The sequence below is a fragment of the Streptococcus sp. HMSC36C04 genome, from assembly GCF_001839535.1.
GTDB lineage: Bacteria > Bacillota > Bacilli > Lactobacillales > Streptococcaceae > Streptococcus > Streptococcus hominis.
Genome location: NZ_KV841586.1, coordinates 48,758 through 69,790 on the forward strand (window position 1 = coordinate 48,758; position 21,033 = coordinate 69,790).

The 21,033-nt window shown below is 40.0% G+C and carries 18 protein-coding genes; 15 read left to right on the forward strand and 3 right to left on the reverse strand.

From position 1 onward, the window contains the following. The first annotated feature begins 39 nt into the window (after window positions 1–39). Both HMPREF3249_RS02755 and HMPREF3249_RS02760 read left to right on the forward strand, forming a co-directional pair. Window positions 40–354: a PTS cellobiose transporter subunit IIB gene (locus tag HMPREF3249_RS02755; protein ID WP_022525145.1), complete on the forward strand. Its 315-nt coding sequence runs from the start codon at window positions 40–42 to the stop codon at window positions 352–354. A 10-nt stretch (window positions 355–364) separates the two neighbouring features. Further along, window positions 365–685, forward strand: a complete 321-nt coding sequence (locus HMPREF3249_RS02760; protein WP_003027417.1) for a PTS cellobiose transporter subunit IIA — start codon at window positions 365–367, stop codon at window positions 683–685. Window positions 686–818: 133 nt separating this feature from the next. On the opposite strand, the gene HMPREF3249_RS02765 is transcribed toward HMPREF3249_RS02760, so the two are convergent. Then, complete coding sequence (locus HMPREF3249_RS02765) at window positions 819–2,216, reverse strand: glycoside hydrolase family 1 protein (RefSeq protein ID WP_003027414.1); 1,398 nt, start codon at window positions 2,214–2,216, stop codon at window positions 819–821. 143 nt (window positions 2,217–2,359) lie between these two features. Between HMPREF3249_RS02765 and celB the strand changes: the two genes are divergently transcribed. From celB to recG, 9 genes are all read left to right on the forward strand, one after another. Continuing rightward, entirely contained in the window at window positions 2,360–3,628 is a 1,269-nt protein-coding gene (gene celB / locus HMPREF3249_RS02770; protein WP_049534423.1) for a PTS cellobiose transporter subunit IIC, read from the forward strand. Between the two features lie 33 nt (window positions 3,629–3,661). Beyond that, a complete protein-coding gene (locus HMPREF3249_RS02775) occupies window positions 3,662–4,387 on the forward strand; it encodes a GntR family transcriptional regulator (RefSeq protein WP_003027408.1) in 726 nt (241 codons plus the stop codon). 32 nt (window positions 4,388–4,419) lie between these two features. Next, a complete protein-coding gene (gene manA / locus HMPREF3249_RS02780; protein WP_022525144.1) occupies window positions 4,420–5,364 on the forward strand; it encodes a mannose-6-phosphate isomerase, class I in 945 nt (314 codons plus the stop codon). 252 nt (window positions 5,365–5,616) lie between these two features. Beyond that, window positions 5,617–7,464 (forward strand): APC family permease, encoded by a 1,848-nt coding sequence (locus HMPREF3249_RS02785; RefSeq protein ID WP_059221455.1) that lies wholly within the window; start codon window positions 5,617–5,619, stop codon window positions 7,462–7,464. Between the two features lie 127 nt (window positions 7,465–7,591). Further along, window positions 7,592–10,111 (forward strand): preprotein translocase subunit SecA, encoded by a 2,520-nt coding sequence (gene secA / locus HMPREF3249_RS02790; protein WP_003027401.1) that lies wholly within the window; start codon window positions 7,592–7,594, stop codon window positions 10,109–10,111. A 22-nt stretch (window positions 10,112–10,133) separates the two neighbouring features. Continuing rightward, on the forward strand, window positions 10,134–11,174 hold the full coding sequence (locus HMPREF3249_RS02795) for a 3-deoxy-7-phosphoheptulonate synthase (protein WP_059221453.1): 1,041 nt from the start codon (window positions 10,134–10,136) through the stop codon (window positions 11,172–11,174). A gap of 110 nt (window positions 11,175–11,284) precedes the next feature. Then, entirely contained in the window at window positions 11,285–11,650 is a 366-nt protein-coding gene (gene acpS / locus HMPREF3249_RS02800) for a holo-ACP synthase (RefSeq protein WP_059221450.1), read from the forward strand. Further along, window positions 11,637–12,743 (forward strand): alanine racemase, encoded by a 1,107-nt coding sequence (gene alr / locus HMPREF3249_RS02805; protein WP_059221448.1) that lies wholly within the window; start codon window positions 11,637–11,639, stop codon window positions 12,741–12,743. Before acpS ends, alr begins: the two co-directional genes overlap by 14 nt. Window positions 12,744–12,846: 103 nt before the next feature. After that, a complete protein-coding gene (recG, locus tag HMPREF3249_RS02810; RefSeq protein ID WP_059221447.1) occupies window positions 12,847–14,862 on the forward strand; it encodes an ATP-dependent DNA helicase RecG in 2,016 nt (671 codons plus the stop codon). Between the two features lie 331 nt (window positions 14,863–15,193). On the opposite strand, the gene HMPREF3249_RS02815 is transcribed toward recG, so the two are convergent. Further along, on the reverse strand, window positions 15,194–16,156 hold the full coding sequence (locus tag HMPREF3249_RS02815) for an asparaginase (protein WP_059221445.1): 963 nt from the start codon (window positions 16,154–16,156) through the stop codon (window positions 15,194–15,196). Between the two features lie 64 nt (window positions 16,157–16,220). On the opposite strand from HMPREF3249_RS02815, the gene HMPREF3249_RS02820 reads away from it, so the two are divergent. Beyond that, window positions 16,221–17,609 (forward strand): Cof-type HAD-IIB family hydrolase, encoded by a 1,389-nt coding sequence (locus HMPREF3249_RS02820; RefSeq protein ID WP_059221443.1) that lies wholly within the window; start codon window positions 16,221–16,223, stop codon window positions 17,607–17,609. A gap of 43 nt (window positions 17,610–17,652) precedes the next feature. Here HMPREF3249_RS02820 and HMPREF3249_RS02825 read toward each other — a convergent pair whose 3' ends face one another. Then, entirely contained in the window at window positions 17,653–18,105 is a 453-nt protein-coding gene (locus HMPREF3249_RS02825) for a universal stress protein (RefSeq protein WP_059221441.1), read from the reverse strand. 151 nt (window positions 18,106–18,256) lie between these two features. Here HMPREF3249_RS02825 and HMPREF3249_RS02830 point away from each other — a divergent pair, with 151 nt between their 5' ends. The 3 genes from HMPREF3249_RS02830 (at window position 18,257) to HMPREF3249_RS02840 (ending at window position 20,999) form a co-directional block, all read left to right on the forward strand. After that, entirely contained in the window at window positions 18,257–19,471 is a 1,215-nt protein-coding gene (locus HMPREF3249_RS02830) for a pyridoxal phosphate-dependent aminotransferase (RefSeq protein ID WP_003039623.1), read from the forward strand. 164 nt (window positions 19,472–19,635) lie between these two features. After that, window positions 19,636–20,424 carry a GTP-sensing pleiotropic transcriptional regulator CodY gene (gene codY, locus HMPREF3249_RS02835; protein ID WP_003028802.1) on the forward strand — a complete coding sequence of 263 codons (789 nt, stop codon included), beginning with the start codon at window positions 19,636–19,638 and terminating at the stop codon, window positions 20,422–20,424. Further along, window positions 20,424–20,999 carry a cysteine hydrolase family protein gene (locus HMPREF3249_RS02840; RefSeq protein ID WP_049534410.1) on the forward strand — a complete coding sequence of 192 codons (576 nt, stop codon included), beginning with the start codon at window positions 20,424–20,426 and terminating at the stop codon, window positions 20,997–20,999. The genes codY and HMPREF3249_RS02840 overlap by 1 nt, the downstream gene beginning before the upstream one ends. The last annotated feature ends 34 nt before the right edge of the window (window positions 21,000–21,033 follow it).

Below are 21,033 nucleotides of genomic sequence, written 5' to 3' on the forward strand. Positions count from 1 at the left end.
AAAAATTACCTAATATACAATATTTTAAGGAGAATTTTCATGGCAAAAGCGTTAATTATCTGTGCGGCAGGGATGTCTTCCTCTCTTATGGCAAAAAAGACAACTGAATACCTTCAAGGTCAAGGACAAGACATTACCGTTGAAGCAATTGGTGCAACAGAAGGAAATAAAGTGATTGAATCTGCAGCGTTTGATCTTTATTTAATTAGTCCTCAAACAAGAATGTATTTCAAACAATTTGCTGACCTCGGTGAAAGAGTTGGACGCCCAGTTGTTCAAATTCCGCCTCAAGCCTATGTGCCTATCCCAACAGGGGTCGCAGCCTTAGCCAAAGTGGTAACGGACAATCTATAAAGAGGGTTTTATGAATACAGAAGAATTACAAGTAGCAGCGTTTGAAATCATTCTTCATAGTGGAACGGCGCGTGCAACAGTACACGAAGCATTTGCAGTGATGCGTCTTGGTCACTACGATGAAGCCTCTCAAAAATTGGAAGCTGCGAATACAGAGTTGGTTGAAGCGCATCACGCGCAAACGAAATTGTTGCAAGATTATGCAAGTGGTGTTGAGATTAAGATCGAGATTATCATGGTTCATGCACAAGACCATTTGATGACAACGATGACATTACGTGAAGTGGCATTAGAAATGCTTGAATTATATAAAAAGCTAGAAGAAAAATAATTTATTGCTAAACCTCCTAAGAATAAACTTATAACATTTGTGCAAACTAGTTACATGTTATAGGTTTATTTTTTATTTTTAAGATAACTCAAACTCCCCAAGGGTTCCGATACCTTGGGGAGTTTTGCTAAATTCAATCTTCAAAACCGTTTTTGTCAGACAGTTCTTTAAAGAAATAACCCGATTTTTTAATCGTTCGTTTACCTTGTTGGTCTAGGTCAACGGCAATAAGTCCATAGCGATTTTTATAGGCATTGCACCAGGACCAATTGTCCATACAGGTCCAGAGATGATAACCAAGGCAGTTAGCTCCTTCGTTAATTGCTTGATGAAGGTAACGGAGATGATCTTTGATAAAGTAAATACGGTAATCGTCCTCGATTTGACCATTGGCATTGATATAGCGCTCCTCACCTTCAACGCCCATACCATTTTCTGAGATGTAGCAAGGAATATTACCGTAGTTATCACGAACGTTAATCATAATATCGTAAATCCCTTTTTCATAGATTTCCCAACCGCGATAAGGGTTCATTTTTTTATTCGGCATATCGTAGTAGTCAAAGAAATCATCTGGCATAGGATTCTGCGGATCTTTACCGGCAGGATTTTCTTTTGCTTTAACCCGACGTGGCTGGTAATAATTGACACCAAGCAAATCAATGGTGTTTTCTTTAATAGTCTGCAAATCCTTACTTGTGTGTTCTGGCACCATGTCTAATTCCTTAATAAGGGCAATCAAGTCAGCCGGATATTCGCCCTTGATAGCAGGATCTAAGAAAGAGCGGTTAAAGAAAGCATCCGCAATCTGAGCAGCTTTGACATCTTCGGGATTGTTTTCATCACGCGGATAGCTTGGAGTTAAGTTAAGGATGATCCCGATTTTTCCGTCTTGGTTTTCATGATAGGCTTTGACAGCTAAGCTACTGGCGAGCATTTCATAAAAAGCCACTTGAACAGCGTGTTTCATGTTGACTTCGTTAGGATAATGGAAGTTATAGAGGTAGCCACCTTCAACAGGGACAATCGGCTCGTTATGTGTAAACCAATATTTGACACGGTCTCCAAATAACTCAAAGCAGGTTTTTGCGAAATTTACATAAGCATCAACCGTTTCCCGATTGAGCCAACCGCCTTTTTCTTGCAGTGCCATTGGCATGTCAAAATGGTACAAGTTGATAAATGGCTCAATACCATTTGCAATCAGTTCATCAATGAATGAGTTGTAAAAATCCACAGCTTTTGGATTAACAGCACCAACGCCTTCAGGGATTAGGCGACTCCATTGGATAGAAGTGCGGAAAGAATTATGCCCTGTTGCTTTCATCAATTGCACATCTTCTTTGTAATACTGATAATTATAAGAAGCTTTATCTGGGCCAATATGATTGAAGAATTTTTCGGGCTCTTTATCGTACCAATAGTCCCAGATATTCTCTCCCTTTCCGTCCCCCTCAAAACGCCCTTCTGTTTGCGGACCGCTGGAAGCAGTCCCCCAGAAAAATCCCTTTGGAAATGTTAGAAATGTCATATATTTTCTCCTTTAAAAAATTCTCTATAATATAATTCTATACTTTTTTAGAAAAAAGTCAATCTTTTATTAAAAAAGTATAGACATTTTACAAAAAATATAGTATAGTTAGAGTATCAAAAAAAGAAAAAGAGGGAAGATTGATGAACAAGTTTCTAGATCAAATCGGTGATAAGTTGTTGCCATTGGCAAACAAGCTCGCTTCCAATCGTTATTTGGCTGTTTTACGGGATGCTTTTATGCTCTCCTTTCCATTAACGATGTTTGGCTCAATCGTAGTAGTATTTAACAATTTGCCATTTTTTAATGATGCAACGAAAGCAACTTTATCTAATCTGTTTGGTAGCGGTCAAAGTGCAACAATGTCTATTATGACAGTGTTTGTAACGTTTGGTATTGGCTATTATTTATCAAAATCTTATGATGTAGAGGGAATCTTTGGAGGAGCCGTTTCCTTTTCTAGCTTTCTTCTCTTGACACCTTTTTATACCATGTCAGAAAAAGGTGAAAAAATTTCAGGCGTATTGAGTTTAGACCGTTTAGGGGCTAAAGGGATGTTCCTTGGCATGCTGGTTGCATTTTTGGCAGCGGAAATCTACTGCTGGGCAACGAAAAAAGGTTGGCAGATTAAAATGCCAGACAGCGTTCCGCCTGCAGTAGCCAAGTCGTTTGCGGCTTTGATTCCTGCCGTATTGACTCTTTCCATATTCTTGTTTGTCAATGCTGGTTTGACAGGATTTTTCAATGCAAATCTTCATGATATTATTTATAAGGTTATTCAAACGCCGCTAGTTGGCTTGGGAAGTAGTATCTGGGCAACTTTAGTGGCAATCTTCTTTGTTCAATTTTTATGGTTCTTTGGACTTCATGGACAAATTCTTGTTAATTCTGTCATGGATCCAATTTGGAATACATTGATGTTGGATAACTTAGAGGCTTATCAGGCTGGCAAGCATTTGCCACACATTATTTCCAAATCATTTATGGAAACATTTACTGTTGGTTTAGGTGGTTCTGGGATGACGCTAGCTGTAGTTATCATTATGGCTTTTATTCTGAAAAAGAAAATGTATAAGGACGTTGGACGACTTGCTCTTGGTGCGGGGCTATTCAATGTCAATGAACCAGTTATCTTTGGCTTGCCAATCGTTTTGAATGCGACTATTCTGATTCCATGGGTTTTAGCACCGATTGTTGTGACTGCGTTTAACTATACTGTGATGGCAGTAGGAATTGTTCCAGCTCCAACAGGAGTGGCAGTTCCTTGGACGGTACCCGTATTCTTTAGCGGAATGCTAGCAACCAATTCCATTTTAGGTGGTGTCCTTCAGTTAGTGGATATGGTGATTGTTGGATTGATCTGGTATCCATTCCTTCGTATGCTGGACAAACAACCTGATTCTGTATTATAATGAGATGAAAGACAGATTTGCAGGAGCTATCTTATGCCTAAATACGAAGAAATCGCCAATATACTTCGAGATAGAATTGCAAGTGGAGTCTACCCAGTAGACTCCATGTTGCCTATTCAGTCCGAATTATCAAAAGAATTTGGCGTCAGCCGAATGACCATCAAAAAAGCCGTTGAGATTTTAACCATTGAAGGACTCATTTTTTCTAAACAAGGAAATGGAACGAGAGTGTTAAATTCCTCCTTTTGGGATAAAGAAGATTCAAAATTTCGCTTGAATAACTACAATGGCTTGAGTCAAGATTTAAAAAATGATGAGCGAAAATTAACGAGCCAGATTATTCAATTTGCAGTTGAATTTCCAGAAGCTGATCTTGCAGAGCGCCTGCAAGTGGAAGTAACGGCACCGGTTTACAAAATCATACGTTTGCGTCTGTTGGATGAGCAACCTTATGTGTTGGAACACACGTATATGCCGTGTGACTTGGTACCAGGATTGAATGAGGAGATTTTGCTTCAGTCTATCTATGCTTATCTATGGGATGAGTTAAACTTAAAATTTGCCGGGAGTTATCGCCATATCACAGCTGAAAAGCCAGATGAATATGACAAAACCTATTTAGCTTGCCAAGAGACAGACCCGATTTTACAGGTGGAGCAAGTTGTTTATCTGGAAAATGGACGTCCGATTGAATATTCGAGAAGTCGCAATCGCTTTGACACGAGAGGATATTCTCTTTTAGATGTTAAAAATATTTAAGTCATTATTTGTACAATGAAAAGGAGGAAATGATGTCAGAACCATTATTTTTACAATCTGTTATGCATGAAAAAATCTGGGGAGGAACGAGGCTACGAGATGAATTTGGCTATGAAATTCCCAGTGATAAAGTAGGCGAATATTGGGCGATTTCGGCTCACCCGCATGGCGTATCTACCATAAAAAACGGTCGTTTTGCTGGTACGGGCTTAGATCAGCTCTATGCAGAGCATCGAGAGTTATTTGGTAATAGTAGTGAGCCTGTTTTTCCGCTTTTAACCAAAATTTTGGACGCTAATGATTGGTTGAGTGTTCAGGTTCATCCAGATGATCATTATGCTATGGAGCACGAAGGAGAATTAGGAAAAACGGAGTGCTGGTATGTGATTGCTGCAGATGAAGGAGCAGAAATTATCTACGGGCACAATGCCAAATCACGAGAAGAATTACGCCAGCAGATTGAAAAGAAAGAATGGGACAAGCTCTTAACCAAAGTGCCAGTCAAGGCTGGAGATTTTTTCTATGTTCCAAGTGGTACTATGCACGCGATTGGCTCAGGTATTTTGATTTTAGAAACGCAACAGTCTAGCGACACTACCTATCGTGTCTACGACTTTGACCGAAAAGATGCTAAAGGCAATCTGCGCGAGCTGCATTTGGAAAAGTCCATTGATGTGCTCAATATCGGTGCGCCAGCCAATAGCCGCCCAGTTACGCTGAAAGCAGATGATTTGACGTCAACGCTTTTAGTAGCTAGTGATTTCTTTGCTGTTTACAAATGGGAAGTATCAGGAAAAGTGGATATCGAGAAAACAGTTGCTTATTTACTAGTAAGTGTGCTAGCAGGGCGAGGTGTGCTGACCGTAGATGGAGAAACGTATCCAATCGCAAAAGGAGACCATTTTATCCTGCCAAGCGATGTGGAAGCATGGACTTTTGAGGGACAAGACCTTGAAATGATTGTTAGTCATCCGTAATAGCTTTTATAGAACATCAGAGGTTGAGGAAAAGTCCTTGACCTCTTTTATCATAAGGTAAAGCATTATGGCGTAGTTCTCTACTGTTCTACAGATTTTTAAAGGTATCTGTGAAACAATCCTATCTGTATAATCCTTATATTTTTGCAGGAATTGTCAGTTATATTAAGAAATGATGTCATTTTCAGAAAACGTTGATACTATTTCAGAAAAGCGTTATAATAGCTGATATTGAAAATTTAGGAGAAAAAGATGTTTTCCAAGTTGAAGAATATTTTTATTGGTCGACCTTTAAAATCAAGCGATGAGGGAGATGAAGGGAATTTACTCACTAAGCTACAAGCCTTGGCTATGCTGTCAAGCGATGCTCTGTCTTCGATTGCCTATGGTCCTGAACAAGTTGTTTTGGTTTTGGTATCCGTATCTGCTGGTGCAATTTGGTGGTCTTTGCCAATCGGTATTGTGGTGCTGATTTTGCTGGCTAGTTTAACCATTTCATATCGTCAGGTGATTCATGCTTACCCACAAGGCGGTGGGGCTTATATGGTCACAACGGAAAATCTTTCCCCTAAAGCTGGTCTAGTTTCAGGTGGTAGTTTGCTGGTTGATTATATGTTGACGGTAGCGGTATCTGTTTCGTCTGGAGCAGATGCGATTACGTCAGCAATTCCTGCATTGCATCCATATAACTTGCATATTTCGATCGTTTTAGTGCTGGCTTTAATGCTAATGAACTTACGCGGATTGCGGGAATCTGCAGTTTCTCTTATGATTCCAGTGTATTTGTTTATCGCAAGTACTGTTTTCTTGATTGGCTTTGGCTTATTGCAATTATTGCTGGGAAATTTATCTTATCATGCAACGGCTCCTATCGGAAAATCCATCTCAGGCGTTAGCTTAGTGCTTCTGTTACGTGCTTTTACGAGCGGTTCAGCTTCTCTGACAGGTGTGGAAGCTATTTCAAATTCTGTACCATTTTTCAAAACACCAAAAGCTGAAAATGCAGCGAAAACATTAGCAATTATGGCTGCCATTTTAGGCTTCATGTTTGCCGGTATTACTTTTTTAAACTACTGGATTGGAATCGTTCCGATAAAAGACGTTACAATACTCGCTCAAATGGCACAAGCTATTTTGGGAAATTCACCTATTGGGCGGCTTCTCTTTTATATTTTCCAACTTTCAACAGCACTCATTCTTGCGGTAGCAGCTAATACAGGCTTTTCGGCCTTTCCTATGCTATCTTACAATATGGCAAAAAATAAATATATGCCACATATGTATATGGAGAAAGGTGCTCGCCTTGGTTATTCAAATGGGATTTTGACCTTGGCCATTGGTGCAATTTTTCTGTTGTTGATTTTCAACGGGAATACTGAGCGGCTCATTCCACTTTATACGATTGGTGTATTTGTACCTTTTGCGCTTTCTCAAACAGGAATGGTCATACATTGGCGCAAACAGCATGGAAAACATTTCTTAAAATATTCTGTAACAAATATTTTGGGTGCAGCAATTTGTTACACGATTGTGGCGATTTTGTTGCTTTTCCGTTTGCGAGATATCTGGCCATTCTTCCCGATTATTATTATTTTGCTTTGGATTTTCTTAACAATCAAAAATCATTATAATAAAGTTGCTAAACAATTGCGTTTAAATGAAAAAATTGAACGCGTGGACTATGCAGGAAATCTGGTTTTGGTCCTTGTTGGGAATGTTACGCGTGTTAGTGTCGGTGCGATGAATTATGCGCGTAGCATTGGTGATGAGGTGATTGCCATGCATGTATCTACCAAAGAAACACAAGAAAAAGATGAAGAAGTAGCCAGTGAATTTAAACAATATTTTCCAGATATTCAATTTGTAAATGTGGAAACAAGCTACCGTAATATCATCAGACCAACCGTACAGTATGTAACAAAAATCGCTCGTGGTGCGCAGAAGAAAGGTTATACCGTAACGGTATTAGTGCCACAGTTCATTCCAAATCATAGTTGGCAAAACATGCTACATAATCAAATGAGCTTGAAATTGAAATATTTCCTCAAATGGCATGAAAATGTCGTTGTAGCCAGTTATTCTTATCACTTAAAAGAGTAAGAACATAAAACGGCAGTTTTGAATGGAACTGCCGTTTTTATCCTTTTATTTTCTTGAAAGATATAGTGAAAAATGCTATAATGAAAAGAACATTTTAAAATAAGAATTGTAACAAGTAAGGAAAGAAATGGCGAATATTTTAAGAAAAATTATCGAAAATGATAAAGGTGAATTAAGAAGATTAGAAAAAATGGCAAAGAAAGTCATGGCGTATGAAGATGAAATGGCTGCTTTGTCAGATGAAGCTTTGAAAGCAAAGACGGATGAATTTAAACAACGGTATCAAAATGGCGAGTCATTAGATGACTTGCTTTATGAAGCTTTTGCGGTTGTTCGTGAAGGTGCAAAGCGTGTGTTAGGACTTTTCCCTTACCCAGTACAGATTATGGGTGGGATTGTCTTACACCATGGAGATGTGCCAGAAATGCGTACAGGGGAGGGAAAAACCCTGACAGCGACCATGCCAGTTTATCTGAACGCCTTGTCTGGAGAAGGGGTTCACGTTGTCACAGTAAATGAATATCTGACAGAGCGTGACGCAACGGAAATGGGGGAACTGTACTCTTGGTTGGGGCTTTCTGTCGGTATCAATCTTGCTGCCAAGTCATCCGCAGAGAAAAAAGAAGCCTATGAATGTGATATCACGTATTCAACCAATGCAGAGATTGGTTTTGACTATTTGCGTGACAACATGGTAGTGCGCGCTGAAAACATGGTGCAACGCCCGCTCAACTACGCTTTGGTTGACGAAGTAGACTCCATTTTGATTGACGAAGCTCGTACGCCTTTGATTGTGTCAGGACCAACTTCGTCTGATACGAACCAACTTTATCACATGGCGGATAGCTTTGTGAAGTCTCTTAATAAAGATGACTACATCATTGATGTGCAGTCTAAAACCATTGGACTTTCTGACTCTGGGATTGATAAAGCAGAAAGCTACTTCAAGTTAGAAAACTTGTATGATATTGAAAATGTAGCACTGACTCACTTTATTGACAATGCCCTTCGTGCAAACTATATCATGCTGTTAGATATTGACTATGTGGTGAGTGAAGAGCAAGAAATTTTGATTGTGGATCAATTTACAGGTCGGACAATGGAAGGTCGCCGCTATTCTGATGGACTCCACCAAGCAATTGAAGCTAAAGAAGGTGTACCAATTCAAGATGAAACGAAGACCTCAGCTTCTATCACTTACCAAAATCTGTTCCGTATGTATAAGAAATTGTCGGGGATGACGGGAACGGCCAAGACAGAAGAAGAAGAATTCCGCGAAACTTATAACATTCGAGTTATTCCGATTCCTACCAACCGTCCGGTGGCTCGTATTGATCACCCAGACCTTCTTTATCCAAGTATTGAATCAAAATTTAAAGCAGTTGTCCAAGATGTGAAAGCTCGTCATGAAAAAGGACAACCTGTACTTGTTGGGACAGTTGCTGTTGAAACGAGTGATTATATTTCTAAAAAATTAGTCGAAGCTGGAGTTCCTCATGAAGTATTGAATGCGAAAAATCACTATAAAGAAGCGCAAATCATTATGAATGCTGGTCAGCGAGGTGCTGTAACGATTGCAACCAATATGGCCGGTCGTGGTACAGATATTAAGCTTGGTGAAGGTGTTCGTGAGCTTGGTGGACTTTGTGTTATTGGTACAGAGCGCCATGAAAGCCGTCGTATTGATAATCAACTTCGTGGTCGTTCAGGTCGTCAAGGAGATCCTGGTGAATCACAATTCTACCTATCACTTGAAGATGAACTTATGCGTCGCTTTGGATCGGAACGGATTAAAGCTGTTTTGGATCGCATGAACCTTAGCGAAGAAGAGTCTGTCATCAAATCTCGTATGCTGACGCGCCAAGTAGAAGGAGCTCAAAAGCGTGTTGAAGGGAACAACTATGATACACGTAAACAAGTCCTTCAATATGATGATGTTATGCGTGAGCAACGTGAAATTATCTATGCGCAGCGCTATGATGTCATTACGGCTGATCGTGATTTGGCACCGGAAATTCATGCCATGATGAAGCGAACAATCAACCGTTTTGTGGATGGCAACAGTCGTGCAGAACAAGATGAAAAATTAGAATCAATTGTTAATTTTGCAAAATACAATCTTGTTCCAGAAGAATCTATTGAAATCGCAGATTTAGAAGGCTTGTCTGATGAAGATATCAAGGCTGATTTATACAAACGTGCCTTGGAGGTTTACGATAGTCAAGTGGCGAAACTTCGCGATGAAGAGTCCGTCAGAGAATTCCAAAAAGTTCTGATTTTACGCGTTGTAGATAGCAAATGGACTGATCATATCGATGCTTTGGATCAACTTCGGAACGCAGTTGGACTTCGTGGTTATGCTCAAAATAACCCAGTTGTTGAATACCAGGCTGAAAGTTTCCGTATGTTTAATGACATGATTGGTTCGATCGAATTTGATGTGACGCGTTTGATGATGAAGGCTCAAATTCACGAGCAAGAACGTCCGCGTACGGAGCATCATATCAGCACAACAGCAACACGCAATATTTCAGCACAACACTCTGGCTTACCTAGCGATATTGATTTGACAAAAGTGAAGCGCAATGACTTGTGTCCATGTGGTTCTGGTAAGAAATTTAAAAATTGTCATGGACGCCACAGATAAGTAGTGTAAAGAGGGGAAGATTATGACATTTAAGGCAACTAGCGAGCCAATTGATGTAGCAAAGGTTCGCAATTTATCAAAGTTGGAAGGAGAGGCTTTAGCTGAAAAAGAGGCACGAGATCGCGAGTTAAATGCGATTATTCGTGGAGAGGATGACCGCATTCTGTTGGTTATTGGTCCATGTTCTTCTGATAATGAGGCTGCTGTTCTGGAATACGCAAAACGTTTATCTGCCCTCCAAGAAGAGGTGAAAGACCGTATTTTCATGGTCATGCGTGTTTATACGGCAAAACCTCGTACTAATGGCGATGGTTATAAAGGATTGATTCATCAACCGAATGCTAAGGCTGCTCCAAGCTTAATCAACGGGATTAAGGCTGTTCGGAATTTGCATTATCGTGTCATTACGGAGACAGGAATGACGACAGCCGATGAAATGCTCTATCCAGAAAATCTTCCGTTGGTAGATGATTTGATTTCATATATGGCTGTTGGGGCGCGTTCTGTGGAAGATCAGCAACACCGTTTTGTAGCGAGTGGAGCTGATGTTGCGACTGGCTTGAAAAATCCTACGTCTGGCAATCTTAATGTCATGTTTAATGGGATTTATGCAGCGCAAAACAAGCAAAGTTTCTTGTTTGCTGGTAAGGAAGTAGAAACTTCAGGGAATCCTCTGGCACATGCTATTCTGCGTGGTGGACTTGATGAGTATGGAAAAAACATTCCAAATTATTACTATGATAATTTGCTAGACACGATTGACCAATATGAAAAAATGGGCTTGGAAAATCCTTTTATCATCATTGATACCAATCATGATAATTCTGGTAAGCAGTATTTAGAGCAGGTGCGGATTGTCCGTCAAACCTTAATCAATCGTGATTGGAATGAGAAAATCAAAAAAGTTGTACGCGGCTTTATGATTGAGTCTTACTTAGAAGACGGTCGTCAAAACGAGCCTGAAGTGTTTGGAAAATCCATTACAGACCCTTGTCTGGGTTGGGATAATACAGTCAGACTGGTCAAGGAAATTTATACTACCCTATCTAAAAATGAAAAATAAAAAAGATGGGGAGTGGATTTGTAAAATCTGATAGTATTAGCGCATTAAGTTTTATTTTAGAAAGTAACTGAGTCTGGCACACGTTTGTGTCCCAGCCTCTTTTTAAAAAGATGATTAAAGGACATGGTATTGATATAGAGGAAATTTCTTCTATTCAAAAAGTTTACGAAAAAAATGCTCGCTTTGCCCAAAAGGTTTTGACAGCCGCAGAATTTGACCGATTTGAAAATCTGACGGGCAAGCGAAAAATGGAATATTTGGCGGGGCGTTGGTCTGCTAAAGAGGCTTTTTCTAAAGCGTGGGGGACTGGTATTGGTTGTGTCACTTTTCAGGATTTAGAAATTTTAAACAATGAAAAGGGAGCGCCTGTTTTTACCAAATCGCCTTTTTCTGGCAAGGTCTGGGTGTCGCTCAGCCATGCAGGTAATATTGTCACAGCTAGTGTTATTTTGGAGGAACATCATGAAAACGAGTAATCATCGACCTACTAAGGTCGTTGTTGATTTAGCTGCTATCAGCTTTAATATTAAGCAAATTGCTGCCCATATTCCAAACGATGTGGAAAAGTGGGCTGTGGTGAAGGCAGATGCTTATGGTCATGGTGCAGTTGCTGTTACACGCCATATTGAGCCAATTGTAGATGGCTTTTGTGTTTCCAATATTGATGAAGCTGTAGAGTTGCGTGATGCTGGCATTACGAAAAAGATTTTGGTATTAGGAGTGTCAGATGTGCATGCCATTCCATTGGCAATTGAGCGCAAAGTGAGCTGTACGGTTGCTAGTTTAGAATGGCTTGATTTGCTGTTACAGTCAAATATAGATGTAGCTGGCTTGGTTGTTCACATAAAAATTGATTCTGGAATGGGACGGATTGGTTTTCGAGATAGTCAAGACGCTCAAAAAGCCATTCATCGTTTGGAAAAAGCAGGTGCTCAGGTAGAAGGCATCTTTACCCATTTTGCAACAGCTGATGAAGCAGATACCCATAAATTTGAAGCACAGTTGGCACGTTTTAAAGAAATTTTAGGGCAGTTAGAAATCGTTCCACCGATTGTTCACGCTAGTAATTCTGCAACGACTCTTTGGCATGCAGAGACTGTGATGAAAGCGGTGCGTCTGGGTGATATTATCTATGGTCTCAATCCTAGCGGTCGTACCTTGCAGCTTCCTTATGAAATGAAGCCGGCTCTTTCTCTGGTGTCGGAATTAGTTCATGTCAAGCAGCTGGAAGCAGGGGCAGATGTGGGATATGGAGCTACTTATACAAGTGAAAATTCGCAGTATATTGGAACGATCCCGTTAGGATATGCAGACGGTTGGACACGAGATATGCAAGGTTTTAATGTTTTGATTGACGGGCAACCTTGTCCTATTGTTGGGCGTGTGTCTATGGATCAGATTACTGTTCGTCTACCTAAAGCTTATCCTATTGGTACACCTGTTGTTTTTATCGGAGAAAGCAGTAAAAAATCTATTTCGGCAACAGATGTAGCAGAAAAACGAGGAACAATCAACTACGAGGTGGTTTGCTTGATTAGTGATCGTGTGCCTAGAGTTTATAAAAATTGATTGAAACTAAAAAGCAGTTGGAAAAATCTAGAAAGCTATTTTCAGCATGGTTGTTCCAATCTGCTTTTACAAACTCTTGAAAAACAGAACTGAAAGAGGAATTATGAATTTACACCAACCTTTAACGGTTCTGCCGGGTGTAGGACCGAAATCTGCTGAAAAATTTACTAAGCTGGGAATTGAAAGCCTGCAAGATTTGCTGCTCTATTTTCCCTTTCGCTATGAAGATTTTAAAAGTAAGAATGTGTTAGAACTGGAAGATGGTGAAAAGGCAGTTATTTCAGGGGTGGTGACTACACCAGCAAATGTCCAGTACTATGGCTACAAGCGCAATCGCCTGCGTTTTACCATAAAGCAGGGAGAGGTGGTACTTGCAGTCAACTTCTTTAATCAACCTTATCTAGCAGACAAGGTGGAGGTTGGCTCAACCATTGCTATTTTCGGAAAATGGGATAAGGCAAAGGCTAGTTTGACCGGGATGAAAATTCTAGCACAAGTAGAAGATGATTTGCAGCCTGTTTATCGAGTGGCACAAGGGATTAGTCAAGCTAGTTTGGTGAAGGTCATTAAGACAGCTTTTGACCAAAGCTTAGAACTTCTGTTGGAAGAAAATCTGCCTCAAATTCTGCTGGAGCGCTATCAGTTAGTGGAACGTAGTCAGGCTGTACGAGCAATGCATTTTCCAAAAGACTTAACAGAGTACAAACAAGCCTTGCGTCGGGTCAAGTTTGAAGAGCTTTTTTATTTTCAAGTGCAATTGCAGGTTCTCAAATGTGAAACAAAAGATGTTAGTCAGGGCTTAATTATTCCTTGGCAGGCAGACTTGCTAGAAAATAAAAAAGCTACTCTACCTTTTGAGCTGACAGTTGCTCAAGAGCGCAGTCTAAACGAGATTTTACAGGATATGAAATCGCCAATCCACATGAACCGGCTTTTGCAGGGAGATGTGGGTAGTGGAAAGACGGTGGTTGCAGGTTTAGCCATGTATGCTACCTATACGGCTGGTTTTCAGTCTGCTCTTATGGTACCGACTGAAATCTTGGCAGAGCAGCATTTTGATAGTTTGAGCCAACTTTTTCCTGAACTACGGATAATTCTGTTGACAGGAGGAATGAAGCCGACAGAACGCAGACAAGCACTAGAAGCGATTGAGGCTGGTCAGGTAGATATGATTGTCGGCACTCATGCTTTGATTCAAGAAAGTGTGATATATCATCAGCTCGGTCTGGTGATTATTGATGAACAGCACCGCTTTGGAGTGGGGCAGAGGCGAATTTTGCGAGAAAAAGGAAATAATCCTGATGTCCTCATGATGACTGCAACGCCCATTCCTAGAACGCTTGCTATTACTGCTTTTGGCGATATGGATGTGTCCATTATTGATCAAATGCCAGCAGGACGTAAGCCAATCATCACCCGTTGGGTCAAGCATGAGCAGCTGAAAGTAGTTCTGGATTGGTTGATAAAAGAGCTGCAACGAGGTGCTCAAGTCTATGTCATCTCTCCTTTGATTGAGGAGTCGGAAGCTCTGGATCTGAAAAATGCTATTGCTTTGGAAGAGGAATTAAAGGCTTATTTCGGTGACAAAGCACAAGTAGCTCTGCTACATGGTAAAATGAAGAGCGAAGAAAAAGATACCATTATGCAGGATTTTAAGAAAGGAAAAATTGACATTCTGGTTTCCACGACTGTTATTGAAGTCGGTGTCAATGTCCCCAATGCTACGGTCATGCTAATCATGGATGCGGATCGATTTGGGCTCAGTCAGCTCCACCAGTTACGTGGTCGGGTAGGACGTGGGAATAAGCAGTCTTATGCGGTTCTCGTGGCTAATCCCAAGACGGAATCTGGCAAGAAACGCATGAAAATCATGACGGAAACAACTGACGGTTTTGTCTTAGCTGAGGAAGATTTGAAAATGCGTGGTTCTGGTGAAATCTTTGGCACTCGTCAGTCTGGTTTGCCGGAATTTCAGGTAGCGGATATTTTGGAGGATTATCCAATTTTAGAAGAGGCCAGAAAGGTCGCCAGTCAAATTGTGTCCACTCCTGATTGGCGAACGAATGCAGACTGGTATATTGTAGCACTTCATTTGGAACAACAGGATTATTTGGATTGATTTGAGTCTATCATCATGTATAAAACAAAAAAACTTCACCATTTTCATTTGGATGAAGTTTTTTAAATTAAGTTTTCTGAAAGAAATCTATAAGTCTGCTTTAAGTTTTTCGGGCTATACTAAATTCATCAAAAAGAAAGAGGTAAGTCCAATGACAGTAAATATTAAAGTAAATTATAACAAAACATTCAAAAAAACAGGAAAGGAATCAGAAATATATGGCAAATAACTAAAAAACAAAAGAGCTAAAAACTTTTTTTCATAAATCTCCTAAACATAAAATATCCTAAGAAGCTTCGAATCACTCGAGGCTTTTTATCTATGTAAGAACCTAGCCTTCCATGTAGTCTTTTAATTCTTGCCCTTGAAGTCTAGCATTCAGGGCGATTAGCAGCTTGATACGAGCTTTAGGAGCATTCAGCTCTTTGACAAACATGATTCCTGATTCGTGTAACTTTACGCCGCCTCCTTCATAAGCGTAAACTGGCTCTGCAATCCCGTTAAAGCAACGTGATACAAGTGCAATTGGCAATCCAGAATTCGCAAGTTTTCTGAGCTCTTGGGCAACTTCTTGCGGTAGATTTCCAGCGCCAAAGCCTTCAATGATGAGACCGTCTATCTTTTCCAAGTCTAGCATATCAAGCAGTTCGGTTTTCATTCCAGCATAGGCTGGGATAATCGGTACTAACCCAGAAATTTTATCTAAATGAAAACGAACGCGTGGTTCAGCTGTTTTGAAATAGAGGATTTCTTGCTTCATAATCAGTCCGAGTGGTCCATGAGTTGGCGTTTGAAAAGTGCTGACATTGGTCGTATGCGTTTTTGTCACGTATTTGGCAGCATGGACTTCATCATTCATAACCACCAGAACGCCTTTTCCGCGTGCTTTGTCATCACTTGCTACACGGAGTGCAGATAAGTAATTGTAAACTCCGTCACTTCCTAGTTCATTGGAGCTTCGCATGGCACCGGTCAAGACGACAGGAATATCTGGAAGTTCCATGGTATCCAAAAAATAAGCTGTTTCTTCCAGAGTGTCCGTTCCATGAGTAATGACAACCCCGTCAAAATGCTTCCCGTCTGTCTTGATTTTTTGATACAATTGCAGCATGTGCTGTGGTGTTATGTGAGGGCTAGGAATATTGAAAACATCAAGAGCCGTCACTTGAATACCTTCTAGAGGAACTGTGACATGGTTCATGGGATTGTGTTCAGTTGTGATGACTTTTCCAGTAGTGTCCGCCTGCATGGAAATAGTACCGCCAGTATGTAAAACTAAAATTCTTTTGGTCATAAGTGAGCTTCTCCTGAATCTATGCTATAATTATTGTATCATAAAAGAAAGAGATGAGAAATGAATGGAAATTAAAGCAGTCTTTTTTGATATTGATGGGACGTTAGTAAATGATAGTCGGACAGTCTTGAAATCCACAGAACAAGCGATTCATAGTTTAAAACAGCAAGGTATTTTAGTTGGTTTAGCGACAGGTCGGGGTCCATTTTTTGTTCAATCTTTTATGGAGCAGTTGGATTTGGACTTTGCAGTAACCTATAATGGACAATATATTTTTTCAAAAGATAAAGTCATTTCTGCGAAGCCAATTGATAAAACCAGTTTGCGTCACCTGATTCAGTATGCTCGCCAGCATAAAATAGAAATCTCGTTTGGAACAAAATCAGGAGTGATTGGCTCTAAAATCATGAGCTTTGGCATGAGCAAGTTTTCTCAATGGACCAGTCGTTTTGTTCCGAAGAAGATGGCACACTTGGTAAATAAAAGTTTCAACAATGTGGTTAGCAAGGCACTTCCTCAACAGCAGGATGATTTATTGAAATCCATTCAAGAGCCGATTTATCAAGTACTGATGCTGGCAACACCAAAAGAAACACAAGCTATCGAAGCGGATTTTCCAGATTTAAAGTTTACTCGTAGCAGTCCTTTCGCAGCTGATATCGTCAATCAAGGAATGTCAAAGTTAGAAGGAATTAAGCTGGTCGGAAAAGAATACGGTTTTGACATCAATCAAGTCATGGCTTTTGGTGATTCTGATAATGATGTTGAGATGTTAGCGGGCGTTGGTATGTCTATTGCCATGGGAAATGGAACCAGTCGAGTGAAAGAAGTTGCAAAACACACGACCAGCAGCAATAGTCAGGACGGGATTCATAAAGCTTTGGAACACTTTGGCATTTTAGCGAGTGAAAAAGTCTTTATCAGTAGTGACCACCATTTTAATAAGGTCAAAGAATTTCATGGGACAATGGACGAATGCACGCAGGAAGAGCCCATCCTGTGGACAACAGAAGGTGCTCGTCATCGTGCAGGTTTCAAGGTAGAAGAATTAGTAGAATTTTTACGGGCAGCCAGTCCGTCAGAAGAAATTTTCAATCAGTCTGTTCAATCTTTGCACGAAGCTGTGAACAAAGCTGCTGAAAAAGTCAAAAAGAAGAGCAAAGCAGAGATGTCCTTAGTTGGGCAAGTAGATGCACTGATTGATATGTTGTATTTTACTTATGGTAGTTTTGTTTTAATGGGAGTAGATCCTGAGCGTTTATTTGAAATTGTACACCAAGCGAATATGGGGAAACTCTTCCCAGATGGCAAAGCGCACTTTGACCCAGTTACTCATAAAATTTTAAAACCAGATGATTGGGAAAAAAATTATGCACCGGAACCTGCTATCAAAAAAGAGCTTGAACGTCAAATTCAAGCTTATCAACGAAATTGTGAAAAAAATGAAGAATAAAAAAGAGGAGAGACTGGTTTATGCCAATCTCTCTATCTTTGTATTATAATGTTTTTTCCTTATCACGAACAACAAGTAAGTCAACTTTTGCATGACGCAAGATGTATTCAGATGAGGAACCAACCAGTAACCGTTCAAAGGCATTGAGCCCAGTAGCACCGACCATGATGAGATCAACTTTTTGTTCTTCTGGAATATCAGTGGCAAGAAGGGTTTTCGGATTTCCCATTTCAACAACTGTGACAACATTTGTCACGCCGGCTTCCTTGGTTTTTTCAGCATATTGATCCATGAGTTTCTTTGCATCTTCTTGCAATTCTTCATAGACTTCTGCATCAAATGTAGAAACGCTTTGCAAGGCACGTGTATCAATTACATGGGCGATCGTTAGGCGTGAATTATTTCTAAGCGCAACATTTACACCCTTTTCAAAGGCAAGCTCAGCTTCGTGAGAACCGTCAACAGCGACCATAATGTTTTGATATCTTTGTAGCATAGGAATACCTCCATTCTTTCTTTAGTTATATTGTAACCCTTTACATGAAAAAAGTAAAGCATTTTCATGCAGACTTTACAAGAAGTTTTTTAGATTTTTTAGGAAAATTGCGTTATAATAAATTGACTTTTTTGAAATGAGGAAAAATTCGATGAAAGAATTTAATAAATCAACAAAATTAGAACATGTGGCTTATGATATTCGTGGTCCTGTCTTAGAAGAAGCCATGCGGATGCGCGCAAACGGTGAGAAAATCCTCCGTTTGAATACAGGAAACCCAGCTGAGTTTGGTTTTACAGCGCCAGATGAGGTGATTCATGACTTGATTATGAATGCACGTGATAGCGAGGGGTATTCAGACTCGAAAGGGATTTTTTCTGCTCGAAAAGCCATTATGCAATATTGCCAGTTAAAGAATATTCCAAATGTTGATATTGACGATGTCTACCTTGGAAATGGAGTCAGCGAGCTGATTGTCATGTCTATGCAAGGTTTGCTAGACAATGGCGATGAGGTGCTGGTACCTATGCCGGATTATCCTCTCTGGACCGCAGCGGTCAGTTTAGCAGGAGGGAATGCTGTTCACTATCTTTGTGATGAAGCTGCTGATTGGTACCCAGATATTGATGACATTAGATCGAAAATTACTTCTAATACAAAGGCTATTGTCGTTATCAACCCCAACAATCCGACAGGAGCTTTGTATCCTAAAGAGGTGTTGGAAGAACTTGTTGAAGTTGCGCGGCAAAACAACTTGATTATTTTTGCAGATGAGATTTATGACCGTTTAGTGATGGACGGTGAGAAACATACGGCTATCGCCAGTTTGGCTCCTGACCTCTTTTGTGTCAGCATGAACGGCTTGTCTAAATCACACCGTATCGCGGGTTTTCGTGTCGGGTGGATGGTGTTATCTGGTCCTAAATATCACGTGAAAGATTATATTGAAGGGCTAAACATGCTATCCAATATGCGTTTGTGCTCAAACGTCTTATCTCAGCATGTGGTACAAACGTCGCTTGGTGGTTATCAATCAGTTGATGAATTGCTGCTTCCTGGTGGGCGCATTTATGAGCAACGGAATTTTATTTACAAGGCTATCAATGAAATTCCAGGCTTGTCAGCAACCAAACCTAAAGCGGGGCTTTATATTTTTCCTAAAATTGATAGGGAAATGTATCGAGTAGATGACGATGAGCAATTCGTGCTTGATTTCTTAAAGCAAGAAAAGATTTTGCTGGTGCACGGACGAGGCTTTAACTGGAAAGATCCAGATCATTTCCGGATTGTTTATCTGCCTCGTGTAGATGAACTGGCACAAATTCAAGAAAAGATGACTCGTTTCTTAAGGCAATATCGGAGATGACGAAGAGCAGCCGAAAGGTTGCTTTTTTGTTGCTGAAATAAAAGAGTAATAAACTTAGCAGGACTAATTGTACACAATTGTATCTCAATAAACAATTTTCAGATAATTGTTGAAGATTAAAGCGCTTTATGATATAATCAATAAGATTATATGCGAGGTAAATTATGGCAAACTTATTAGCAAAAACACGAAAAATTACATCTATTTTGCGTCGTTCAGATGAGCGATTGCAAGATGAATTACCTTACAATGCAATTACTCAGCAGTTAGCTGAAATTATGGATTGCAATGCCTGCATTGTAAACAGTAAAGGGCGTCTTTTGGGGTATTTCATGCGCTACAAGACGAATAATGACCGAGTGGAAGCATTTTATCAAACGAAAATCTTCCCAGAAGAATATGTTCGCACAGCGAATTTAATGTATGACACAGAAGCCAATCTTCCTGTCAATCATGATTTGTCAATTTTTCCTGTCGAAACCAAAGATGAATTTCCAGATGGCTTGACGACAATTTCACCTATCCACGTTTCAGGGATTCGCTTAGGGACCTTGATTGTTTGGCGCAATGATAAAGAATTTGACGATGATGATCTAATCTTAGTAGAAATTGCAAGTACAGTGGTTGGTATTCAGTTACTCAATTTCCAACGAGAAGAAGATGAAAAAAATATTCGTCGCAGAACAGCGGTAACCATGGCTGTAAATACTTTGTCTTATTCAGAATTACGAGCTGTTTCAGCTATTTTAGGTGAATTAAACGGTAATGAAGGTCAATTGACAGCATCGGTCATTGCGGATCGTATTGGCATTACTCGCTCGGTGATTGTCAATGCTCTGCGTAAACTAGAGAGTGCAGGTATTATTGAAAGTCGTTCTTTAGGAATGAAAGGAACCTATCTTAAAGTCCTTATTCCCGATGTCTTTGAAGAGATTAAAAAGAGAGATTACTGATGACAAAAGCATTGATTTCGATTGATTATACGGTGGATTTTGTAGCGGATGATGGGAAGTTAACAGCAGGTGCACCAGCTCAGGCGATTTCTAAAACTATCGCACAGGTAACAAAGGTTGCTTTTGATCGAGGCGATTATATCTTTTTTGCCATTGATGCCCATGATGAAGGGGATATTTTTCACCCAGAGAGTAAACTCTTTCCACCACATAACATCAAAGGCACTAGTGGACGTAACCTTTATGGACCGTTGGCGGATTTTTATCAGGAGCATAAAGCAGATTCTCGCGTCTTTTGGATGGATAAACGGCATTATTCAGCTTTTTCGGGGACAGATTTGGATATTCGCTTGCGAGAAAGAAAAGTAGATACGGTAATTCTGACAGGTGTCCTGACGGATATTTGTGTTCTCCATACAGCTATTGATGCCTATAATTTAGGGTATCAAATTGAGGTGGTAGAGTCGGCTGTGGCTTCTCTTTCGGAGGAAAATCATAAATTTGCACTAAACCACTTGCAAAATGTTTTAGGTTCGACTATAATAGATAACAATTTAAAAGTAAAAAAGCAGTAGAGTAGGCTTGTTGACTTGAACAGAGAGTGCTGAA

What these genes read in the sequence shown, in the direction of transcription:
- HMPREF3249_RS02755 (WP_022525145.1), top strand. Translation starts at nt 40, where the DNA reads ATGGCAAAAGCGTTAATTATCTGTGCGGCAGGGATGTCTTCCTCTCTT.
- HMPREF3249_RS02760 (WP_003027417.1), top strand. Translation starts at nt 365, where the DNA reads ATGAATACAGAAGAATTACAAGTAGCAGCGTTTGAAATCATTCTTCAT.
- HMPREF3249_RS02765 (WP_003027414.1), bottom strand. Translation starts at nt 2,216, where the DNA reads ATGACATTTCTAACATTTCCAAAGGGATTTTTCTGGGGGACTGCTTCC.
- celB (WP_049534423.1), top strand. Translation starts at nt 2,360, where the DNA reads ATGAACAAGTTTCTAGATCAAATCGGTGATAAGTTGTTGCCATTGGCA.
- HMPREF3249_RS02775 (WP_003027408.1), top strand. Translation starts at nt 3,662, where the DNA reads ATGCCTAAATACGAAGAAATCGCCAATATACTTCGAGATAGAATTGCA.
- manA (WP_022525144.1), top strand. Translation starts at nt 4,420, where the DNA reads ATGTCAGAACCATTATTTTTACAATCTGTTATGCATGAAAAAATCTGG.
- HMPREF3249_RS02785 (WP_059221455.1), top strand. Translation starts at nt 5,617, where the DNA reads ATGTTTTCCAAGTTGAAGAATATTTTTATTGGTCGACCTTTAAAATCA.
- secA (WP_003027401.1), top strand. Translation starts at nt 7,592, where the DNA reads ATGGCGAATATTTTAAGAAAAATTATCGAAAATGATAAAGGTGAATTA.
- HMPREF3249_RS02795 (WP_059221453.1), top strand. Translation starts at nt 10,134, where the DNA reads ATGACATTTAAGGCAACTAGCGAGCCAATTGATGTAGCAAAGGTTCGC.
- acpS (WP_059221450.1), top strand. Translation starts at nt 11,285, where the DNA reads ATGATTAAAGGACATGGTATTGATATAGAGGAAATTTCTTCTATTCAA.
- alr (WP_059221448.1), top strand. Translation starts at nt 11,637, where the DNA reads ATGAAAACGAGTAATCATCGACCTACTAAGGTCGTTGTTGATTTAGCT.
- recG (WP_059221447.1), top strand. Translation starts at nt 12,847, where the DNA reads ATGAATTTACACCAACCTTTAACGGTTCTGCCGGGTGTAGGACCGAAA.
- HMPREF3249_RS02815 (WP_059221445.1), bottom strand. Translation starts at nt 16,156, where the DNA reads ATGACCAAAAGAATTTTAGTTTTACATACTGGCGGTACTATTTCCATG.
- HMPREF3249_RS02820 (WP_059221443.1), top strand. Translation starts at nt 16,221, where the DNA reads ATGGAAATTAAAGCAGTCTTTTTTGATATTGATGGGACGTTAGTAAAT.
- HMPREF3249_RS02825 (WP_059221441.1), bottom strand. Translation starts at nt 18,105, where the DNA reads ATGCTACAAAGATATCAAAACATTATGGTCGCTGTTGACGGTTCTCAC.
- HMPREF3249_RS02830 (WP_003039623.1), top strand. Translation starts at nt 18,257, where the DNA reads ATGAAAGAATTTAATAAATCAACAAAATTAGAACATGTGGCTTATGAT.
- codY (WP_003028802.1), top strand. Translation starts at nt 19,636, where the DNA reads ATGGCAAACTTATTAGCAAAAACACGAAAAATTACATCTATTTTGCGT.
- HMPREF3249_RS02840 (WP_049534410.1), top strand. Translation starts at nt 20,424, where the DNA reads ATGACAAAAGCATTGATTTCGATTGATTATACGGTGGATTTTGTAGCG.